At 71.7% G+C, this 17,663-nt stretch carries 19 protein-coding genes and 1 riboswitch; of the genes, 17 read left to right on the top strand and 2 right to left on the bottom strand.

What is annotated here, in order from left to right; genetic code table 11:
* Nucleotides 1–159 precede the first annotated feature (159 nt).
* From J2W20_RS00175 to J2W20_RS00160, 4 genes are all read left to right on the top strand, one after another.
* Nucleotides 160–1,551 (top strand): ammonium transporter, encoded by a 1,392-nt coding sequence (locus J2W20_RS00175; protein ID WP_307003544.1) that lies wholly within the window; start codon nucleotides 160–162, stop codon nucleotides 1,549–1,551.
* Nucleotides 1,548–1,886 (top strand): P-II family nitrogen regulator, encoded by a 339-nt coding sequence (locus J2W20_RS00170; RefSeq protein WP_066498288.1) that lies wholly within the window; start codon nucleotides 1,548–1,550, stop codon nucleotides 1,884–1,886. The genes J2W20_RS00175 and J2W20_RS00170 overlap by 4 nt, the downstream gene beginning before the upstream one ends.
* A 327-nt stretch (nucleotides 1,887–2,213) precedes the next feature.
* Nucleotides 2,214–3,644, top strand: coding sequence for an ammonium transporter (locus tag J2W20_RS00165; RefSeq protein WP_307003541.1), 1,431 nt, complete (start codon nucleotides 2,214–2,216; stop codon nucleotides 3,642–3,644).
* The gene (locus J2W20_RS00160; protein ID WP_066498285.1) at nucleotides 3,641–3,979 is read left to right on the top strand and encodes a P-II family nitrogen regulator; all 339 of its coding nucleotides are present in this window, start codon (nucleotides 3,641–3,643) and stop codon (nucleotides 3,977–3,979) included. The genes J2W20_RS00165 and J2W20_RS00160 overlap by 4 nt, the downstream gene beginning before the upstream one ends.
* An 87-nt stretch (nucleotides 3,980–4,066) precedes the next feature.
* On the opposite strand, the gene J2W20_RS00155 is transcribed toward J2W20_RS00160, so the two are convergent.
* Nucleotides 4,067–5,500 (bottom strand): glucose-6-phosphate dehydrogenase, encoded by a 1,434-nt coding sequence (locus J2W20_RS00155; RefSeq protein ID WP_307003539.1) that lies wholly within the window; start codon nucleotides 5,498–5,500, stop codon nucleotides 4,067–4,069.
* A 128-nt stretch (nucleotides 5,501–5,628) separates the two neighbouring features.
* On the opposite strand from J2W20_RS00155, the gene ffh reads away from it, so the two are divergent.
* Nucleotides 5,629–7,215 (top strand): signal recognition particle protein, encoded by a 1,587-nt coding sequence (ffh, locus tag J2W20_RS00150; protein ID WP_307003537.1) that lies wholly within the window; start codon nucleotides 5,629–5,631, stop codon nucleotides 7,213–7,215.
* A gap of 305 nt (nucleotides 7,216–7,520) precedes the next feature.
* Here ffh and thiC read toward each other — a convergent pair whose 3' ends face one another.
* On the bottom strand, nucleotides 7,521–9,272 hold the full coding sequence (gene thiC, locus J2W20_RS00145; protein ID WP_307003535.1) for a phosphomethylpyrimidine synthase ThiC: 1,752 nt from the start codon (nucleotides 9,270–9,272) through the stop codon (nucleotides 7,521–7,523).
* Nucleotides 9,271–9,378, bottom strand: a riboswitch (TPP riboswitch). It overlaps the preceding gene by 2 nt.
* 32 nt (nucleotides 9,379–9,410) lie before the next feature.
* Between thiC and J2W20_RS00140 the strand changes: the two genes are divergently transcribed.
* The 12 genes from J2W20_RS00140 to J2W20_RS00085 all read left to right on the top strand — a co-directional run bounded on the left by J2W20_RS00140 (nucleotide 9,411) and on the right by J2W20_RS00085 (nucleotide 17,599).
* Complete coding sequence (locus tag J2W20_RS00140) at nucleotides 9,411–10,514, top strand: amidohydrolase family protein (protein WP_307003533.1); 1,104 nt, start codon at nucleotides 9,411–9,413, stop codon at nucleotides 10,512–10,514.
* A 137-nt stretch (nucleotides 10,515–10,651) separates the two neighbouring features.
* Entirely contained in the window at nucleotides 10,652–11,485 is an 834-nt protein-coding gene (locus J2W20_RS00135; protein WP_307004675.1) for a VOC family protein, read from the top strand.
* Between the two features lie 88 nt (nucleotides 11,486–11,573).
* Nucleotides 11,574–12,029: a hypothetical protein gene (locus J2W20_RS00130; protein WP_307003531.1), complete on the top strand. Its 456-nt coding sequence runs from the start codon at nucleotides 11,574–11,576 to the stop codon at nucleotides 12,027–12,029.
* Nucleotides 12,030–12,215: 186 nt separating this feature from the next.
* Nucleotides 12,216–12,623 carry a 30S ribosomal protein S16 gene (rpsP, locus tag J2W20_RS00125; RefSeq protein ID WP_307003529.1) on the top strand — a complete coding sequence of 136 codons (408 nt, stop codon included), beginning with the start codon at nucleotides 12,216–12,218 and terminating at the stop codon, nucleotides 12,621–12,623.
* 1 nt (nucleotide 12,624) lies between these two features.
* Nucleotides 12,625–12,867, top strand: a complete 243-nt coding sequence (locus tag J2W20_RS00120; protein ID WP_066498269.1) for an RNA-binding protein — start codon at nucleotides 12,625–12,627, stop codon at nucleotides 12,865–12,867.
* A gap of 133 nt (nucleotides 12,868–13,000) precedes the next feature.
* Complete coding sequence (gene rimM / locus J2W20_RS00115; protein WP_307003527.1) at nucleotides 13,001–13,576, top strand: ribosome maturation factor RimM; 576 nt, start codon at nucleotides 13,001–13,003, stop codon at nucleotides 13,574–13,576.
* On the top strand, nucleotides 13,577–14,455 hold the full coding sequence (gene trmD, locus J2W20_RS00110; protein WP_307003526.1) for a tRNA (guanosine(37)-N1)-methyltransferase TrmD: 879 nt from the start codon (nucleotides 13,577–13,579) through the stop codon (nucleotides 14,453–14,455). It abuts the gene before it with no gap.
* Between the two features lie 222 nt (nucleotides 14,456–14,677).
* Entirely contained in the window at nucleotides 14,678–15,037 is a 360-nt protein-coding gene (rplS, locus tag J2W20_RS00105; RefSeq protein ID WP_307004673.1) for a 50S ribosomal protein L19, read from the top strand.
* A gap of 36 nt (nucleotides 15,038–15,073) precedes the next feature.
* Nucleotides 15,074–15,739: a signal peptidase I gene (gene lepB / locus J2W20_RS00100; protein WP_307003524.1), complete on the top strand. Its 666-nt coding sequence runs from the start codon at nucleotides 15,074–15,076 to the stop codon at nucleotides 15,737–15,739.
* On the top strand, nucleotides 15,739–16,485 hold the full coding sequence (lepB, locus tag J2W20_RS00095; RefSeq protein ID WP_307003522.1) for a signal peptidase I: 747 nt from the start codon (nucleotides 15,739–15,741) through the stop codon (nucleotides 16,483–16,485). The genes lepB (J2W20_RS00100) and lepB (J2W20_RS00095) overlap by 1 nt, the downstream gene beginning before the upstream one ends.
* Before the next feature lie 8 nt (nucleotides 16,486–16,493).
* Nucleotides 16,494–17,279, top strand: coding sequence for a ribonuclease HII (locus J2W20_RS00090; protein WP_307003520.1), 786 nt, complete (start codon nucleotides 16,494–16,496; stop codon nucleotides 17,277–17,279).
* Nucleotides 17,276–17,599 carry a DUF2469 domain-containing protein gene (locus tag J2W20_RS00085; RefSeq protein ID WP_066498256.1) on the top strand — a complete coding sequence of 108 codons (324 nt, stop codon included), beginning with the start codon at nucleotides 17,276–17,278 and terminating at the stop codon, nucleotides 17,597–17,599. The genes J2W20_RS00090 and J2W20_RS00085 overlap by 4 nt, the downstream gene beginning before the upstream one ends.
* The last annotated feature ends 64 nt before the right edge of the window (nucleotides 17,600–17,663 follow it).

Raw genomic sequence — 17,663 nt, 5'->3', positions numbered from 1 at the left:
GTGACGCCCCCTTAACGCACAGGAGCAAGATGTAACGGGCGCGCAATGTGGGCCGACAGCGGCGGAAACACCGCGGGAGGAATCTTTTCTCAGCGGCCCTCGGACGCCGGGAACGGCGCCGGGCCGGGCAGGTCCCGTTCCATCCCTGAAAGGCACACCATGACCCCCACCCTCAGCGCGGGAGACACCGCCTGGGTGCTCGCCTCGGCAGCGCTCGTGCTGCTCATGACGCCCGGGCTCGCGTTCTTCTACGGCGGCATGACGCGCGCCAAGTCGGTCCTGAACATGATGATGATGAGCTTCGGCGCCATCGCCCTCGTGGGCGTGCTCTGGATCCTCGTCGGCTACTCTATGTCCTTCGGCACCGACTGGTTCGGCGGCCTCGTCGGCAACCTGGACAAGTTCGCCCTCCACGGCATCCTCGCCACGGGCGACGGCACGGCCCTGGCCGGCACCATCCCCGAGCTCGCCTTCGTGGGCTTCCAGGGCGTGTTCGCGATCATCACGGTCGCGCTCATCTCGGGCTCCATCGCGGACCGGGCCAAGTTCGGCGCCTGGATGGTCTTCGCGTTCTTCTTCTCGATCCTCGTCTACTTCCCGGTCGCGCACTGGGTGTTCGACGCGAACAAGGACGCGAACGGCACCTTCATCGGCGGCTGGCTCAACGGCCTCGGCGTGATCGACTTCGCCGGCGGCACGGCCGTCCACATCAACGCCGGCGCCGCGGGCCTGGCCCTCGCGCTCATCCTCGGCCGCCGCAACGGCTTCGGCAAGGACCCCAACCACCGCCCCCACAACCTGCCGTTCGTCATGCTAGGCGCGGGCCTGCTCTGGTTCGGCTGGTTCGGCTTCAACGCGGGCTCGGCCCTGGGCGCCAACGGCGTGGCCGCGTTCGCGTGGATCAACACGCTCGTCGCGCCGTGCGCCGCGGTCCTCGGCTGGCTCGTGGTGGAGAAGCTGCGCGACGGCCATGCGACCTCGCTCGGCGCCGCCTCGGGCGCCGTGGCCGGGCTCGTGGCCATCACCCCGGCCTGCGCCGCGGTCTCGCCCCTGTGGGCGATCGTCCTCGGCCTCCTCGCCGGCGCGGCCTGCGCCCTCGCCGTGGGCCTGAAGTACCGCTTCGGCTACGACGACTCGCTCGATGTGGTGGGCGTCCACCTCGTCGGCGGCATCATCGGCACCCTGTTCATCGGGCTCGCGGCCAACCCGGGCGCCCCCTCCGGCGGCCACGGCCTGTTCTACGGCGGCGGCTTCGAGCTCCTGGGCAAGCAGGCCCTCGGCGCCGGCACAGTCCTCGTGTACTCGTTCGCCCTCTCCCTGGCCATTGGCTGGATCATCAGCAAGACCATGGGCTTCCGGGTCTCGAGCGAGGCCGAGGAAGCGGGCGTGGACATCGCCCTGCACGCCGAGACGGCATACTCCGGCAACAGCATGGGCGGCTCGTCCGGGGCGGCGTTCCACCCGCTCGGGGCGAAGAACGAGGCCGAGGTCGCGGCGTTCAACGCGGACGACCTGCTCACCGAGGCGGCACGGAAGAAGGTCCAGGCGTGAAGCTCATCACCGCGATCGTCCGCCCGGAGAAGCTCGATTCCATCCGCGAGGGCCTCGAGGCCTACGGGGTCCAGGGGCTCACCGTCAGCGCGGCGAGCGGCTACGGCCGCCAGCGCGGGTACACCGAGGTGTACCGCGGCGCCGAGTACAGCGTGGACCTCGTCCCGAAGGTGAGGATCGAGGTGCTCGCCACCGACGACCAGACGGACGACATCCTCGATGTGCTCATCACCACCTCCAACACCGGCCGCGCGGGGGACGGCAAGGTGTGGACCGTGGACGTGCACGAGGCGATCCGCGTCCGGACGGGGGAGCGCGGGGCAGCGGCGATCTAGGCGCACCAAGCGCCGCGGAGGGCGGACGACGGCGGGGACCACCCGCCGTCGTCCGCCCGCGTCGGCGACCGGGCTGACACCGGGAGGCCGGCGCAGGGCGCGGAAAGGGGGCGGCACGGGGGCGACGGAGCGGGCCACGAAACACCCCGTTAACACGGCCGTGACGAACGCTTAACCCCGGGGGGATTCCTGTAACACGAGGGCAACACGGACGGAGCGGACCGGTAACACCGCCACGGGATTCTGGTTCAGGTGGTCCCGCAGACCGTCGCCGGGGACGGCGGACGGGGGCCGAGATCCGTGAACGTCCCTCGAAAGGCCTCACCCATGAACGCTGGCGACACCGCCTGGGTCCTCGTCTCGGCAGCCCTCGTCCTCCTCATGTCACCCGGCCTCGCCATCTTCTACGGGGGCATGACCCGCGTGAAGTCGATGCTCAACATGATGATGATGAGCTTCGGGGCCCTCGCCCTGGTCGGCGTCCTGTGGGTCCTCTTCGGCTACTCCATCGCGTTCGGCACGGACGCGGGGGACGGCCTGTTCGGCAACCCCTTCGAGGACTTCGGCCTCCACAACCTGCTCGCCACGGGCGGCTCGATGCCCCTCGTCGGCACGATCCCGGAGATCGTGTTCGTGGGCTTCCAGGGGGTCTTCGCCACCGTGACCGTGGCCCTGGTCTCCGGCGCCATCGCGGACCGCGCCAAATTCGGGTCCTGGATGGTCTTCGCCGGCGCCTTCGCCGTGCTCGTGTACTTCCCCGTGGCGCACTGGGTGTTCGACTCGAAGAAGGACGCGCACGGGACGTTCATCGGCGGCTGGCTCAACCACCTCGGCCTCATCGACTTCGCCGGCGGCACCGCGGTCGAGGTCCTCGCAGGCGCCGCAGGCCTCGCGCTGGCCCTCGTCCTCGGCAAGCGCGTCGGCTTCGGCAAGGACCCCGAGCACCGCCCCCACAACCTTCCGCTCGTCATGCTCGGCTGCGGCCTGCTCTGGTTCGGGTGGTTCGGCTTCAACGCCGGCTCCGCGCTCGCTGCCAACGGCGAGGCCGGCTTCGCATGGATCAACACGCTCGTGGCCCCGTGCGCCGCGATCCTGTCCTGGCTGGTCGTCGAGAAGGTCCGCGACGGGCACGCGACCTCGTTCGGCGCCGCGTCCGGTGCCGTTGCCGGGCTCGTGGCGATCACGCCCTCCTGCGCCACCATCGACCCGGTCTGGGCGATCGTCCTCGGCCTCCTCGCCGGCGCCGTCTGCGCGCTGGCCGTGGGCCTGAAGTACCGCCTCGGCTTCGACGACTCGCTCGACGTGGTCGGCGTGCACCTCGTCGGCGGCCTCGTCGGGACGCTCTTCATCGGCCTCGCCGCCGACCCCGCCGCCCCGGTGCCCGGCCGCGGCCTGCTCTACGGCGGCGGGCTCGCCCTGCTGGGCACCCAGGCCCTCGGCGCCGGCGCCGTGCTCGGCTACTCGTTCGGCGTGGCCCTCGCGCTCGGCCTCGCGATCAAGGCCGTCATGGGCTTCCGCGTCGCGAAGGACGTCGAGGAGACCGGCGTCGACCTCGTCATCCACGCCGAGACCGCCTACTCGTCGCCGTCCGCCACCACGGGCGGCGGGTTCCACCCGCTCGGCGTCCGGCACACCGTGGAGACCCTGCTCGAGCAGCACCTCGAGCGCCGCCTCGGCCAGCGGCCCGCGGACGGCGCGCACGCCCAGCGCGAGGAGGTTCTGGCCGGGGCCTCGCCGGCCGGTACTGTGGGCTCGTGAAGCTCATCACCGCCATCGTCCGGCCCGAGAAGCTCGATTCCATCCGCGAGCACCTCGAGGCCGAGGGAGTCCAGGGACTGACCGTCAGCGCCGCGAGCGGCTACGGCCGCCAGCGCGGCTACGTCCAGGTGTACCGGGGCGCCGAGTACAGCGTGGACCTCATCCCCAAGGTGAGGGTGGAGGTGCTCGCCACCGACAAGCACGCCGACGAGATCCTCGAGACGATCGTCGTCGCGGCCTCGACCGGCTCGCAGGGCGACGGCAAGGTCTGGGTCGTCGAGGTGCAGGACGCTGTCCGGGTGCGCACGGGCGAACGCGGCGACTCCGCGATCTGACCTCAGAGACGCGGGCCGGACGGACGACGGCGGGCGCCCGCCCGCCGTCGTCCGTCCGGCTCCTCCGTGGGCTCGCCCCGCCACGGGTCAGGACGCGGCAGCACCGTCCTCGCCGGCGGCCGAGGTGGCCCAGCCCGCCGGCCCGCCGCTGCCCGCGGGGTAGGTGTCCAGGGGGACCGCTCCCGCGGCCCACGCGTCCAGCACAGGCTCGACGATCCGCCAGCAGCTCTCGGCCGTGTCCGCCCGCACCGACAGGAGCGGATCGCCGTCGAGCACGCCCTCCAGCACCTCGCCGTAGGGGAGCAGGTCCGCCTCGCCGAGGTCCGCGTCGAGCGTCACGCGGTTCAGCGTCAGCACGTCCCCGGGGCCGTTGACGTCGACGTCGAGCTGGAGCACGTCCGGGCCGAAGCCGATGCGGAGCCGGTTCGGCTCGTCCACGCCGCGGAAGCCCTCGGGCAGGTGCGGGACGGGGCGGAACGTCACGACGGCCTCCTTGCGCCGGGTGCCGAGCGCCTTGCCCGAGCGGAGGATGAACGGCACCCCCGCCCACCGCCAGCTGGAGAGCAGGACCGTGATCTCGGCCAGGGTCTCGGTGCCGCGGGACGGATCGACCCCCGGCTCGTCCGTGTAGTCGGGCACCTGGCGCTCGCCGATGGTCCCGGCGGTGTACCGCGCCCGGCGCGTCGAGTCCGCGAACGGCTCCGGGACCTTCGCGGAGCGGAGCACGGTGCTGATGCGGTCGCGGACGTCCCGCTCGTCGAGGCGCGCCGGCGCGTCCATCGCGAGGACGGCCAGGACCTGCAGGAGGTGGCTCTGGATCATGTCCCGCAGGGCGCCGGCGCGGTCGTAGTACCCGGCCCGTCCCTCGAGGGCGAGGTCCTCGTCGAAGAAGATCTCCACCTTCTCGACGTGGTCCCTGTTCCACACGGGCTCGAGGAAGTTGTTGGCGAAGCGCAGGCCGAGGATGTTCAGGACTGTGCCCTTGCCGAGGAAGTGGTCCACCCGGTGGATCCGGCTCTCCGGCACCAGCCTGCGCAGCGTCTCGTTCAGCTCGGCGGCGGAGGCCTCCGAGGACCCGAACGGCTTCTCCAGCACGAGCCGGGTGCCCTCGGGCAGGTCCCCCGGCTCCAGCAGCTCGCAGGCCTTCTGGCTCACGGCGGGAGGCAGCGCGAAGTACACGGCGACCGGACCCGGGAGCGCGGCGACCTCGCGCGCGAGCTCCCCGGGCGCCGTGACGTCGAGGCGCACGTAGACCGAGTCCCGGCGGATCCGCTCGAGCTCGGCACGGCCGGTCTCGGTGGCGGCCGCCAGGGCCGCCTCGGTGGCATCGTGCACACGGCCGCTCCACTGCTCGGCGCTCCAGTCCTCCGCGCCCGCGCCCACCACCGTGAGCCCGGCGTGCCGGCCGGTGGCGAGGAGCCGGGCGAGCCCGGGGAAGAGGAGGCGGCCGGTCAGGTCCCCGGAGGCACCGAGGATGAGCAGGCTGCGCACGGGCGGGGCGGTCTCTCGAGGCGTCGTCACGAGGCCAGCATGCCATTGCCCGGTCCGTTGGTACCCTTAAGGGTGGCCAGATCCGCTCCCGGCGGGTCTGCCCGACCTCCTGACCCAGCGTCAGATCCCTGGACCACGACTGAAAGCGACTCGGGCACGTGTTCAACTCCCTCTCGGACCGTCTCACTGCGACGTTCAAGAATCTCCGCGGCAAGGGCCGCCTGAGCGAGGCGGACGTCGACGCCACGGTCCGCGAGATCCGCCGCGCCCTCCTCGACGCGGACGTCGCCGTCCCGGTGGTGCGCGACTTCGCCGCACGCATCCGCGAGCGCGCGCTCGGCGCCGAGGTCTCCGGCGCGCTCAACCCGAGCCAGCAGGTCGTCAAGATCGTCAACGAGGAGCTCCAGGCGATCCTCGGCGGCGAGACCCGACGCCTGCGCCTGGCGAAGAACCCGCCGACCGTGATCATGCTCGCCGGCCTCCAGGGCGCCGGCAAGACCACCCTCGCCGGCAAGCTGGGCAAGTGGCTCAAGGGCCAGGGCCATTCGCCCCTTCTGGTTGCGGCGGACCTCCAGCGCCCCAACGCCGTCACCCAGCTCGAGGTCGTGGCCAAGCGCGCCGGCGTGGCCGTGTACGCCCCGCATCCCGGCATCCAGTCCGAGTTCGAGGCCCCCACCGGCGACCCGGTCGCCGTGGCCCGCGACGGCGTGGCCGAGGCCCGCGCGAAGCTGCACGACATCGTGATCGTGGACACCGCCGGCCGACTGGGCGTGGACGCCGAGCTCATGCAGCAGGCCGCGGACATCCGCTCGGCGGTCAACCCCGACGAGGTCCTCTTCGTCATCGACGCCATGATCGGCCAGGACGCCGTCAACACGGCCAAGGCCTTCGAGGAGGGCGTCGACTTCACCGGCGTCGTGCTCTCCAAGCTCGACGGCGATGCCCGCGGCGGCGCGGCGCTGTCCGTCGCCTCCGTGACCGGCCGCCCCGTCATGTTCGCCTCCACGGGCGAGGGCCTGGACGACTTCGAGCTCTTCCACCCGGACCGCATGGCCTCCCGCATCCTCGACATGGGCGACGTCCTGACGCTCATCGAGCAGGCCGAGAAGAGCTGGGACAAGGACGAGGCCGCCCGGATGGCGAAGAAGTTCGCCGACCAGGAGGACTTCACCCTCGAGGACTTCCTGTCCCAGATGCAGCAGATCCGCAAGATGGGCTCGATGAAGAAGATGCTCATGATGATGCCGGGTGCCGCCCAGTTCCGGCAGCAGCTCGAGCAGTTCGACGAGCGCGAGATCGACCGCGTCGAGGCCATCGTCCGCTCGATGACCCCGCACGAGCGCCTCGCGCCCAAGATCATCAACGGCTCCCGCCGCGCCCGCATCGCCCGCGGCTCGGGCGTGCACGTCTCCGAGGTCAACGGCCTGCTGGAGCGCTTCGGCCAGGCGCAGAAGATGATGCGCAAGATGGCCTCCGGCGGCGGCATCCCGGGGATGCCGGGCATGCCCGGCCCGGGCGGCTTCGGCGGCTCGAAGAAGGGCCCGGCCAAGGGCAAGAAGAAGGCGAAGTCCGGCAACCCGGCCAAGGCAGCGCAGGAGCGCCGCGAGGCCGAGGCGCGCCGGACCGCGGGCGCCTCGAAGGCCCTCAGCGGCCAGGGGTCCGCGTTCGGCGGCCAGTCGGCCGAGGACTTCGATCCGTCGGCCCTCAACCTGCCCAAGGGCTTCGAGAAGTACCTGGGCAAGTAGCTCTGAGCCGGCGGGGCCCGTCCGGGCGAGCCGCAGGACCGTTCGCGCACGACGCCGAAGGGGCGCCTCCCTCTGGGAGGCGCCCCTTCCGCCGTCGTCCGCCCCGCGCGAGGTCGCCCCGTGGGTGCGCGAGGTCGCCCAGCAGCGCCTGGCCCTGATCGCGCCCGCCGGCGCTGTCCCCCAGTCGACGAGAAGTGCGCCTTCCGCCGCAGGCTCTGACTGCAGTGCGCGTTTCGCCCTGCAGTCCACGATTCGCGCACTGCAGGGCGAGAACCGCACTTCCGGCGAGCCGCCCCTGACCGACCCTACTCCGGCGAGCCCACGGCGATCGTCTCGGGAAGGTAGACCTTCCCGCCCGCGGCGAGGAACTCCTGGCTCTTCTCCCGCATGCCAGCGATGGCCTCCTGGGCCTCCTTCGAGCCGAACTCGTTGCGGATGTCCTGGGAGATGCGCATCGAGCAGAACTTCGGACCGCACATCGAGCAGAAGTGCGCGGTCTTCGCGGGCTCGGCCGGGAGGGTCTCGTCGTGGAAGGCCTCGGCCGTGGTGGGGTCGAGCGACAGCGAGAACTGGTCCTTCCACCGGAACTCGAACCGTGCCTTGGACAGGGCGTCGTCACGCTCGGGCGCACCGGGGTGGCCCTTGGCGAGGTCGGCCGCGTGGGCGGCGATCTTGTAGGTGATCACGCCGGTCTTCACATCGTCCTTGTTCGGCAGCCCGAGATGCTCCTTGGGCGTCACATAGCACAGCATCGCCGTGCCGTACCGGGCGATCTCGGTGGCGCCGATCGCCGAGGTGATGTGGTCGTAGCCGGGGGCGATGTCGGTCACGAGCGGGCCGAGCGTGTAGAACGGGGCCCCGTCGCACAGCTCCTGCTGCCGCTCGATGTTCTCGCGCACGAGGTGGAACGGGATGTGCCCCGGCCCCTCGACCATGACCTGCACGTCGTACTCCCACGCGCGCTTGGTCAGCTCGGCGAGCGTGTCCAGCTCGGCGAACTGTGCGGCGTCGTTGGCATCGGCCGTCGAGCCGGGGCGCAGGCCGTCGCCGAGCGAGAACGCGACGTCGTACTGCGCGAAGATCTCGCAGAGCTCGTCGAAGTGCGTGTAGAGGAAGTTCTCCTCGTGGTGGGCGAGGCACCAGCCGGCCATGATCGATCCGCCGCGGGAGACGATCCCCGTGACGCGCTCGGCGGTCAGCGGGACGTAGCGCAGGAGCACGCCGGCGTGGATGGTCATGTAGTCCACGCCCTGCTCGCACTGCTCGATCACGGTGTCGCGGAAGACCTCCCACGTGAGGGCGGACGCGTCGCCGTTGACCTTCTCGAGGGCCTGGTAGATCGGCACCGTGCCGATGGGCACGGGGGAGTTGCGGATGATCCACTCGCGGGTGGTGTGGATGTCGTCGCCGGTGGAGAGGTCCATGACCGTGTCCGCGCCCCACTTGGTGGCCCACTGGAGCTTGTCGACCTCCTCCGCGATCGAGGACGTCACGGCGGAGTTGCCGATGTTGGCGTTGATCTTGACCAGGAACGCCTTGCCGATGATCATCGGCTCCGACTCGGGGTGGTTGATGTTGCTCGGGATGATCGCGCGGCCCGCGGCGACCTCGGAGCGCACCTGCTCGACGTCGCAGTTCTCCCGCAGCGCCACGAAGCGCATCTCTTCGGTCACGACGCCGGCCCGCGCGTAGTGCATCTGCGTGACGCGCCGGCCGGGCCTGGCCCGCAGCGGCACGGGCCTGGCGCCCTTCCACTCGGCCGAGGCCTCGCCGCGCCGCACCGCGGAGCGGCCGTCGTCGAGCAGGTTCCGCTCGCGGCCCGCGTACGGCTCGACGTCGCCGCGCTCGGCGACCCACTGGGCCCGGTACGCGGGAAGGCCCACCACAGGGTCGCTGCCCGGGCCCGACGTCCGGTAGACCCGCAGCGGTGCGTTCGCCTCGCCGCCCGGCGAGTCGTCGAGTGCGATCTCGGTGACGGGGACCCGGATGCCGTGCTCCTCGTCGGTCAGGAACGCGAGCGAGTGGGCCGGGTGCTGTTCCATTTCAGATGTGCTCATATGCTGAGCCCTCACTTCCTACGCCGGCATGACCCGGACAGGTTCGACGGTCGCAGGCCGCGTCAGCCCGATCTCAGCCCTTGCGAGGGCACCCGTGTGGACGCCTTGGACCCTAGCACGGCCGCTAGGCTGGGCGGCATGCATGACGTCGTCCACCTCAGCGGCCCCGTCCTCGCCGGCCCCGCCGACCTGCGGCCGGAGGCCTGGATCGCCGACGGGCGGATCACCTTCCGCCGCCCCGAGGCGCCCCCGGCCACGACGCTCCGCGGATGGGTGCTCCCCGGCCTCGTGGACGCGCACTGCCACGTGGGGCTGGTGCCCGGCGGTGCGCCGGATGACGCCGCGGCCCTCGCCCACGCGCGCTCCGAGGCGGCGGCCGGCGTCCTCCTGGTCCGCGACTGCGGCAGCCCCACCGACACCCGCTGGCTGCAGGCGCGCGACGACGTCCCGCGCCTCGTGCGCGCCGGCCGCCACCTGGCTCGGTCCCGCCGCTACCTCCGCGGCCTCGCGCACGAGGTGGATCCCGAGGACCTCATGGAGGCCGTCGTGGCGCAGGCGCGGGCCGGCGACGGCTGGGTCAAGCTCGTCGCCGACTGGATCGACCGCGACGCCGGAGACCTGGCACCCGCGTTCCCGCCCGCCGTGCTCCGCGAGGCCGTCTCCGCCGCGCACGCCGAGGGGGCCCGCGTCACCGCGCACACGTTCGCGGAGGAGACCATCGACCACCTCATCGACGCCGGGATCGACTGCCTCGAGCACGCGACGGGCCTGCAGGAACGGCATCTGCCCCGCTTGGCCGAGGCCGGTATCCCCATCGTCCCGACACTGGTCAACATCGCGACCTTCCCCGACATCGCCGCCCAGGGCCACGCGAAGTTCCCTCGCTATGCGGCGCACATGCGCGCCCTGTGGGAACGCCGGCACGAGCGCGTGGCCGCAGCGCACGATGCCGGGGTGCGGATCTACGCGGGCACCGACGCCGGCACGGTGATCGCGCACGGGCGGATCGCGGACGAGGTCGCCGAGCTCGCCGCGGCGATCGGGCCGGCCGCCGCGGTCGACGCCGCGTGCTGGGCCGCGCGGGGATGGCTGGGCGCCGCCGGCCTCGCCGAGGGCGACCCCGCGGACGCCGTGGTCGTCAGGGAGGACCCCCGTGCCGACGTCGGGACGCTCGCGGCCCCGCTGCACGTGCTGCGGGACGGGCAGCGGATCGCCGGGGCAGCGGAGGCGGCCGCGGTCTAGGGAATACCCGGGCTTGATTGAAGCTTCAAGTAAACGTACGCTTGATGCAGACCCCGACAGCCAAGGAGCTCCCCGTGACCACATCCGCCGCCCCCACCCAGCCCGCCCCCGGAGACCTGCTTCCGGCCGACCTCGCGATGGGCACCGTCATGCTCAAGGTCGGCGACATGAAGCTCATGCTCGACTACTACGAGCGCGCCCTGGGCCTCGTGCCGATCAGCGAGTCGCTCGGCGGGGTGTACCTGGGCCGCCAGGGCCTGCCGGTCATCCACCTCAGTCCCGCCGCGGGGCTGCAGCTCCCCGGGCGCGGCGAGGCCGGCCTCTTCCACACCGCCATCCTGTTCGAGCGCCGCGCGGACCTCGCGGCGACCGTCGCCACCGCGGCCCAGTACGACCCGCGGCTCTTCGCCGGCAGCGCCGACCACCTCGTCTCCGAGGCGTTCTACTTCACCGACCCCGAGGGCAACGGCGTGGAGCTCTACTTCGACAAGCCGCGCGAGACCTGGCAGTGGAACGCCGGCCAGGTGGTCATGGACTCGCTGCCGCTGGCCCCGCAGGCCTTCCTCAACCAGAACCTGACCGAGGCGTCCCTCGAGGGGCAGCGGGAGGCGGAGGCCGGCGTCGGCCATGTCCACCTCCAGGTCGGCGACGTCGAGACGGCGCAGAAGTTCTATGTCGACACGCTCGGATTCGAGAAGACCTCGGGCTGGCACGGCCAGGCCCTGTTCGTCTCGGCCGGCCGCTACCACCACCACATGGCGATGAACGTGTGGAACTCGCGCGGCGCCGGCCCGCGCAAGGACACGCTGGGGCTCGGCGAGGTCCTCATCAGGGTCGGCACCCAGGACGACGTCCTCGCGGCCGCGGACCGGCTCAAGGTGGCCGGCGTCGCCACCCGCCACACCGGCGCCGAGCTGCGCTTCGAGGACCCGTGGCGCAACCAGATCCGCATGGCGTCCGTGCACGCCTGACGTTCCCTGCGCTACGCTCGGAAAGTCCGCGGCCGCCGCGGGCACCTGCAGCCCGAACCGCAGTCCAGCGCCCACAGAGGGGGAAGACGTGTCCGCTCCCAGTCCGTTCGCCGAGATCTTCGTCTCCACGCACGCCGACGCGCTCGCCCGGGCTTCCCAGCTCGACGGCGGCGATGCCGAGGACACCGGGGGCCTGAGGATCCCGGGCGTCTCGGACTACGAGATCGAGCAGCTCGGCTCCCTGGTGGGAACCGCGGTGCACGCCCCCGGCGCCGACTACGAGCTCACCATGGTCGACGTCTCCTCGGACAGCCTCCTCGCGGTGCCCTCCACCATGGTCCGGGCCCTCGCCGACCTCCTCGTCTTCGAATCCGAGGAGGGGGAGGGCAACGCCGTGGAGCGCGTTGCGGCGGCCTGGGTCGACCAGGAGGACCTCCCGTTCGACGCGCGGGAGGCGTACGACTACGTCGAGCAGCTGGCCAAGCTGGCCGCCGACGTCGACGACTCGAACCGGCAGGAGCTCTTCGTCTGGGCGAGTTCCTGACGCGCCGCGGTCCGGCGGCATGCGAATCGCCCCCGGATCTGGCACAATGGTCAGGTACCAATCCGCGCGGCCCCCTCTCTCCGCGTGCGGTTGTGTCCATCGGAGCCCTGGCGAAGTACGGCCCGCCCCACGGGAGCGGAAAAGTCCGGGCTCGCCTCATGTGCAGAAACAGGAGTGACCACAACCGTGGCCGTTAAGATTCGACTCAAGCGCTTCGGCAAGATGCGCGCCCCGTACTACCGCATCGTCGTCGCCGACTCGCGCACCAAGCGCGATGGCCGTGCGATCGAGGAGATCGGCAAGTACCACCCCACCGAGGAGCCCTCGTTCATCGAGGTCAACTCCGAGCGTGCCCAGTACTGGCTCGGCGTCGGCGCCCAGCCGACCGAGCAGGTCCAGGTGCTCCTCAAGATCACCGGCGACTGGCAGAAGTTCAAGGGCCTCCCGGGCACCGAGGGCACCCTGAAGTACCCGAAGGGCAAGGAGCCGTTCGTGGCCCCCGAGAAGGGCTCCGTGATCCTCCCCGAGGCACCGAAGGCGTCCAAGGAGGCCGAGGAGTCCGCCGAGGCCCCCGCAGAGGCCGAGGCTGAGTAACTTGCTGGCCGAGGCACTCGAGCACCTGGTCCGCGGCATCGTGGACAACCCCGATGACGTCGCGGTCCAGGCCAAGAGCGGCCGCCGCGGCGACGTCCTCGAGGTGCGCGTCCACGAGGACGACCTCGGACGCGTCATCGGCCGCCAGGGGCGCACGGCGCGTGCACTGCGCACTGTGGTCGCGGCCCTCGCCGACGGCGAGCCGGTCCGCGTCGACGTGGTCGACACGGACCGCCGCCGCTGACACTGCCTCACCCCGCTCCGGCCCCTCCTCCCACCAGGGTGGAGGGGCCGGAGCTGTTTCCACCCTCGCGGCGGCCAGCCGCGCACCGCACCCCGACGGGCCTTCCCGGCCCACGACGCAGGAGGCCCATCCCATGCAGGTCCAGGTCGCACGGATCGGCAAGCCGCACGGCATCCGCGGCGAGGTCACCGTCCAGGTCCTCACCGACGCCCCCGAGGACCGGTTCGTCCCCGGCACCGCATTCATCGTCGAGCCCGCCTCGAGCGGCCCGCTGACGCTCGAGGGCGCGCGCTGGAACAAGGACATCCTCCTGCTCGCCTTCGCCGAGGTGCCCGACCGGACCCGCGCCGAGCAGCTCCGCGGAGTCAAGCTTTACCTCGAGTCGGAGGACCTCGAGGACGACGACGAGGGCTGGTACGAGCACGAGCTCGTGGGCCTGGCCGTCCGCGTCGACGGCCGCGACGTCGGCACGGTCGCCGCGCTCCAGACCATGCCCGTGCAGGACCTCCTCGTCCTCGACACGCCCGCTGGGGAGGTGCTCGTCCCGTTCGTGGAGGAGATCGTGCCCGAAGTCGACGTCGAGGGCGGCTTCATCGTCCTCGTCCCGCCGCCCGGCCTCCTCGAGCTCAACCTCGACACCGGCGACGCCGGGGCCGACGCCGGGGCCGCCGGCGGCGGCCCGGAGCGGCAGCCGGGGTCGGAGGCCTAGGTGCGCATCGACGTCGTCAGCATCTTCCCCGAGTACCTCGCCCCGCTGCGGCTCTCCCTCCTGGGCCGCGCCCAGGAGGACGGGCTGCTGGAGCTGGCAGTGCATGACCTGCGCGACTTCACCTTCGACCGCCACCGGACGGTGGACGACACGCCCTACGGCGGCGGCGCCGGCATGGTCATGAAGGCCGAGCCGTGGGCGCTGGCCCTCGAGCACGTCCTCGCGTCGCAGGCAGCCACGGCGGAGCAGCCGGGCAGCATGGGGGAGGCCGGGCAGGCCGCGCCGACGGAGGAGGCCGCGCACGACGCCGGCCCGGCCTCCGCGCGCCGCCCGGTGCTCATCGTGCCGTCCCCCGCGGGCGCGGTCTTCACCCAGGCGATGGCCTACGAGCTCTCCGAGGAGCCCACGCTCGCATTCGCGTGCGGGCGGTACGAGGGCATCGACGAGCGCGTCCTGGACTGGGCGGCCCAGCGCTTCGACGTGCGCCCCGTGAGCCTCGGGGACTACGTGCTCAACGGGGGAGAGGTGGCGGTCATGGCCATGGTCGAGGCGGTCGGACGGCTCCTGCCCGGCGTCGTCGGCAACCCCGAGTCCCTCGTGGAGGAGTCCCACGCGGACGGGCTGCTCGAGTACCCCGTCTACACCAAGCCCTCGCTCTGGCGGGGCCACGGGGTGCCCGAGGTGCTCCTGTCCGGGAACCACGGCAAGGTGGCCTCCTGGCGCCTCGAGCAGCAGCTGCGGCGGACCGCGGCGCGCCGCCCCGAGCTCCTCGACGGCGCGGACGCCGCGCCCTACGGCAAGGCCGAGCGCGCCGTGCTGCGTGAGCTCGGGTACGAGGTGGCGGACGGGCGGATCCGGCGGGCCGCGCCCCGCGCCTGACGCGGCCGCCGACATGACGGCCCCGCCCCCGATATGGCACAATGGAGCGTTGTGTCTGCCGGGCATTGGACCTGCCACAGGGGGCCTGAGCCAACGGTGATGGACACGCCGCCCTGCCGGGCCCTTCGGCGGGCGGTCATGGATTCCGGCCCGATCGCCCGAGCGCGGTGCGGGCCGCACACCAAAGCGGGTGACCTGTGGCATCTGCCAGGAGAGATGACAATGAACATCCTCGACTCCGTCGACGCCGCGTCGCTGCGCTCTGACATCCCCGCGTTCGCGCCGGGTGACACCATCAAGGTGCACGTGAACATCATCGAGGGCAAGAACTCGCGCGTCCAGGTCTTCCAGGGCTTCGTCCTCGGCCGTCAGGGCCAGGGCGTGCGCGAGACCTTCACGGTCCGCAAGGTCTCCTTCGGTGTCGGCGTCGAGCGCACGTTCCCCGTGCACTCCCCGATCATCGACAAGATCGAGGTCGTGACCCGGGGCGACGTGCGCCGCGCCAAGCTGTACTACATGCGCGAGCTGCGCGGCAAGGCCGCCAAGATCAAGGAGAAGCGCGACTTCAGCCGCACCAAGTAGCCCCAGGCTGCTCCCAGCGTGCTGAACGCCACCTCCATGGCACGATCCGAACGCCAGTCCCGGCTGAGGGGCTGGCGTTCGGTCGTTCTGGCCGTCGTGCTGGCCTTCGTCGTGTGGGCGGTCATCCGCTCGTTCGTCGTCGACGTCTTCTACATCCCCTCCGCGTCCATGCAGCCGCTGCTCGAGCCGGGCGACCGGATCGGCGTCGTCCGTGCGGGGGTCGACCCGGCGCCGATCCGCCGCGGAGACGTGGTCGTGTTCGACGGCAGGGGCTCCTTCGCACCCCTCACCTCGGGGCGCGGGTGGGCGGGGGACGTCCTCCAGGGGGCGGCCGAGTGGCTCGGCGTCGTGCCCACCGAGACCGTGTACGTCAAGCGGGTCATCGGCGTGGGCGGCGACCACGTCCGCTGCTGCACCGCCGGTGGGAAAATCGAGGTGAACGGCCAGCCCCTCGACGAGCCGTACCTGTTCCCGGGCGACGCGCCCAGCGAGCAGCGGTTCGACGTCATCGTGCCGGCCGGGCGGCTGTGGCTGCTGGGCGACCACCGCTCGGAGTCCGCCGATTCCCGAGCGCTGCTGGGCGCCCCCGGGGGCGGCCTCGTCCGGGCGGACAAGGTGATCGGCCGACCGGTGGCGATCCTGTGGCCACTTGATAGATTGGGCGGGTTCACCGCCTCCCCGACAACGAAGGACACCCAGTGATGCGCAGCCGAGATGCCGGGGCCGACGCCGCAGGAGCGGGGCCGGAAGCGCCCGGCGAAGGCGGCGACGGGGCCCCGCGCCGCGGAGGCCTCATGGCGTGGATCCGCGAGATCGCGATCATCCTCGGCGTGGCCATCGTGCTGTCCTTCCTCATCAAGACCTTCCTCTTCAAGGCGTTCTACATCCCGTCAGAGTCGATGGTGCCCACCCTCGAGGAGAACGACCGGATCTTCGTGAACCTGTTCGTGCCGCGCAACTTCGCGCTGCAGAGGGGCGAGGTCGTGGTCTTCAGGGACACGAAGGGCTGGCTCCCCGAAGTGCCCCAGCCTGCACCGAACCCCGTGCAGGAGGCGCTCGAGTTCGTGGGCCTGCTGCCGGACACCTCCCAGCAGCACCTCATCAAGCGCGTCATCGGGCTGCCCGGGGACCACGTGGTCTGCTGTGACGCCTCCCAGCACATCACCGTCAACGGCGCCGCCCTCAACGAGCCGTACGTCAATCCCGCCGAGACCCCGCACGTGGTGCCCTTCGACGTCACCGTCCCGGCCGGCAGCATCTGGGTGATGGGCGACAACAGGAACCACTCCTCGGACTCGCGCTACCACAATTCGGTCCAGCCGGGTGCGGGCTTCGTCTCGATCGGCGACGTCGAAGGCCAGGCCGCCGTGATCGCATGGCCGCTGAACCGCATCCGCTCCCTCGACAGCTACCCGGACACGTTCAAGGACGTGCCCGCACCGAAATGAGCACCCGCATGGCCGCAGGGGCCCGGGCGCCACGGCCGCGTCGCTCCACGGCTCCCACGCTGCGGTTCGTGAACCGGCTCGCGGGCGCCTACGGACCCCTCATCGCGGGCTGCGACGAGGTCGGCCGCGGGGCGCTCGCCGGCCCCGTCTCCGTCGGGATCGTGGTCGTGGACGCGCGGCGGGTCGTGACCCGCACCGTGCTGCGCGACAGCAAGCTCCTCACCCCCGAGCGCCGCGTCGAGCTGGTCCCGATGATCCGCGCGTGGGGCGTCGGCTCCGCCGTGGGGCACTCGGGTGCGGAGGAGATCGACGAGGTGGGCATCATGGAGGCGCTGCGCCGGGCCGGACGCCGCGCCCTGGCCGAGATCGCCGCCCAGGGCGTCGTGCCGGACGCCGTGCACCTCGACGGCAACTACGACTGGCTCTCGCGGGGCGGCCAGGGCTCGCTGTTCGACGAGCCCGACGCCGGTCCCCTGCTCCCGGTCCAGACCACGATCAAGGCCGACCTTGCATGCCAGGCCGTGGCCGCGGCCAGCATCCTCGCCAAGGTGGCCCGGGACGGGCTCATGGTCGGCTACGGGACCGAGGACCCGCGCTTCGGCTGGGCAGTCAACAAGGGCTACGCCACGGCCGAGCACCGGGCGGCGCTCCTGGAGCACGGGCCCACCGTGCTCCACCGGCGCTCGTGGCGCCTGGGAACCGCGGACGCGGACACCGAGGACGAGATCGAGGCCGCCGCGCAGGAGCGCGCCGCGGCCGAGCAGGATCTCGAGGGGAGGAAGATAGGACTATGAGCGCCGAAGACCTTGAGAACTACGAGACGGACATGGAGCTCCAGCTCTACCGCGAATACCGGGATGTCATCTCGCTGTTCAGCTACGTGGTGGAGACGGAGCGGCGGTTCTACCTCGCCAACCACGTGGACCTGCAGGCCCGCTCCGCCGACGGCGAGGTGTACTTCGACCTGACCCTACAGGACGCCTGGGTCTGGGACGTGTACCGCAGTGCACGGTTCGTCAAGAGCGTCCGCGTCATCACCTTCAAGGACGTCAACGTCGAGGAACTGCCCAAGGTCGAGGACCTGGGCCTGCCCAAGGGCGGTCTGGGGGCCTAGCAGGGCACCACTTCTCCTCCACAGGCGGTTGGCCGGGCAGGTTGCCCACATAGGCCGGGACGCC

The organism is Sinomonas atrocyanea, assembly GCF_030812675.1.
In the GTDB taxonomy this organism is placed as follows: domain Bacteria; phylum Actinomycetota; class Actinomycetes; order Actinomycetales; family Micrococcaceae; genus Sinomonas; species Sinomonas atrocyanea_B.
Note: the sequence above shows the minus strand (reverse complement) of the source record. Positions and strands in the feature narration are given on the sequence as shown.

Excerpts from the sequence above, each read along its gene's own strand:
- J2W20_RS00175 (WP_307003544.1), top strand. The coding sequence starts at position 160 with ATGACCCCCACCCTCAGCGCGGGAGACACCGCCTGGGTGCTCGCCTCG.
- J2W20_RS00165 (WP_307003541.1), top strand. The coding sequence starts at position 2,214 with ATGAACGCTGGCGACACCGCCTGGGTCCTCGTCTCGGCAGCCCTCGTC.
- thiC (WP_307003535.1), bottom strand. The coding sequence starts at position 9,272 with ATGAGCACATCTGAAATGGAACAGCACCCGGCCCACTCGCTCGCGTTC.
- J2W20_RS00140 (WP_307003533.1), top strand. The coding sequence starts at position 9,411 with ATGCATGACGTCGTCCACCTCAGCGGCCCCGTCCTCGCCGGCCCCGCC.
- J2W20_RS00135 (WP_307004675.1), top strand. The coding sequence starts at position 10,652 with ATGGGCACCGTCATGCTCAAGGTCGGCGACATGAAGCTCATGCTCGAC.
- rimM (WP_307003527.1), top strand. The coding sequence starts at position 13,001 with ATGCAGGTCCAGGTCGCACGGATCGGCAAGCCGCACGGCATCCGCGGC.
- rplS (WP_307004673.1), top strand. The coding sequence starts at position 14,678 with ATGAACATCCTCGACTCCGTCGACGCCGCGTCGCTGCGCTCTGACATC.
- lepB (WP_307003524.1), top strand. The coding sequence starts at position 15,074 with ATGGCACGATCCGAACGCCAGTCCCGGCTGAGGGGCTGGCGTTCGGTC.
- lepB (WP_307003522.1), top strand. The coding sequence starts at position 15,739 with ATGCGCAGCCGAGATGCCGGGGCCGACGCCGCAGGAGCGGGGCCGGAA.
- J2W20_RS00090 (WP_307003520.1), top strand. The coding sequence starts at position 16,494 with ATGGCCGCAGGGGCCCGGGCGCCACGGCCGCGTCGCTCCACGGCTCCC.
- J2W20_RS00085 (WP_066498256.1), top strand. The coding sequence starts at position 17,276 with ATGAGCGCCGAAGACCTTGAGAACTACGAGACGGACATGGAGCTCCAG.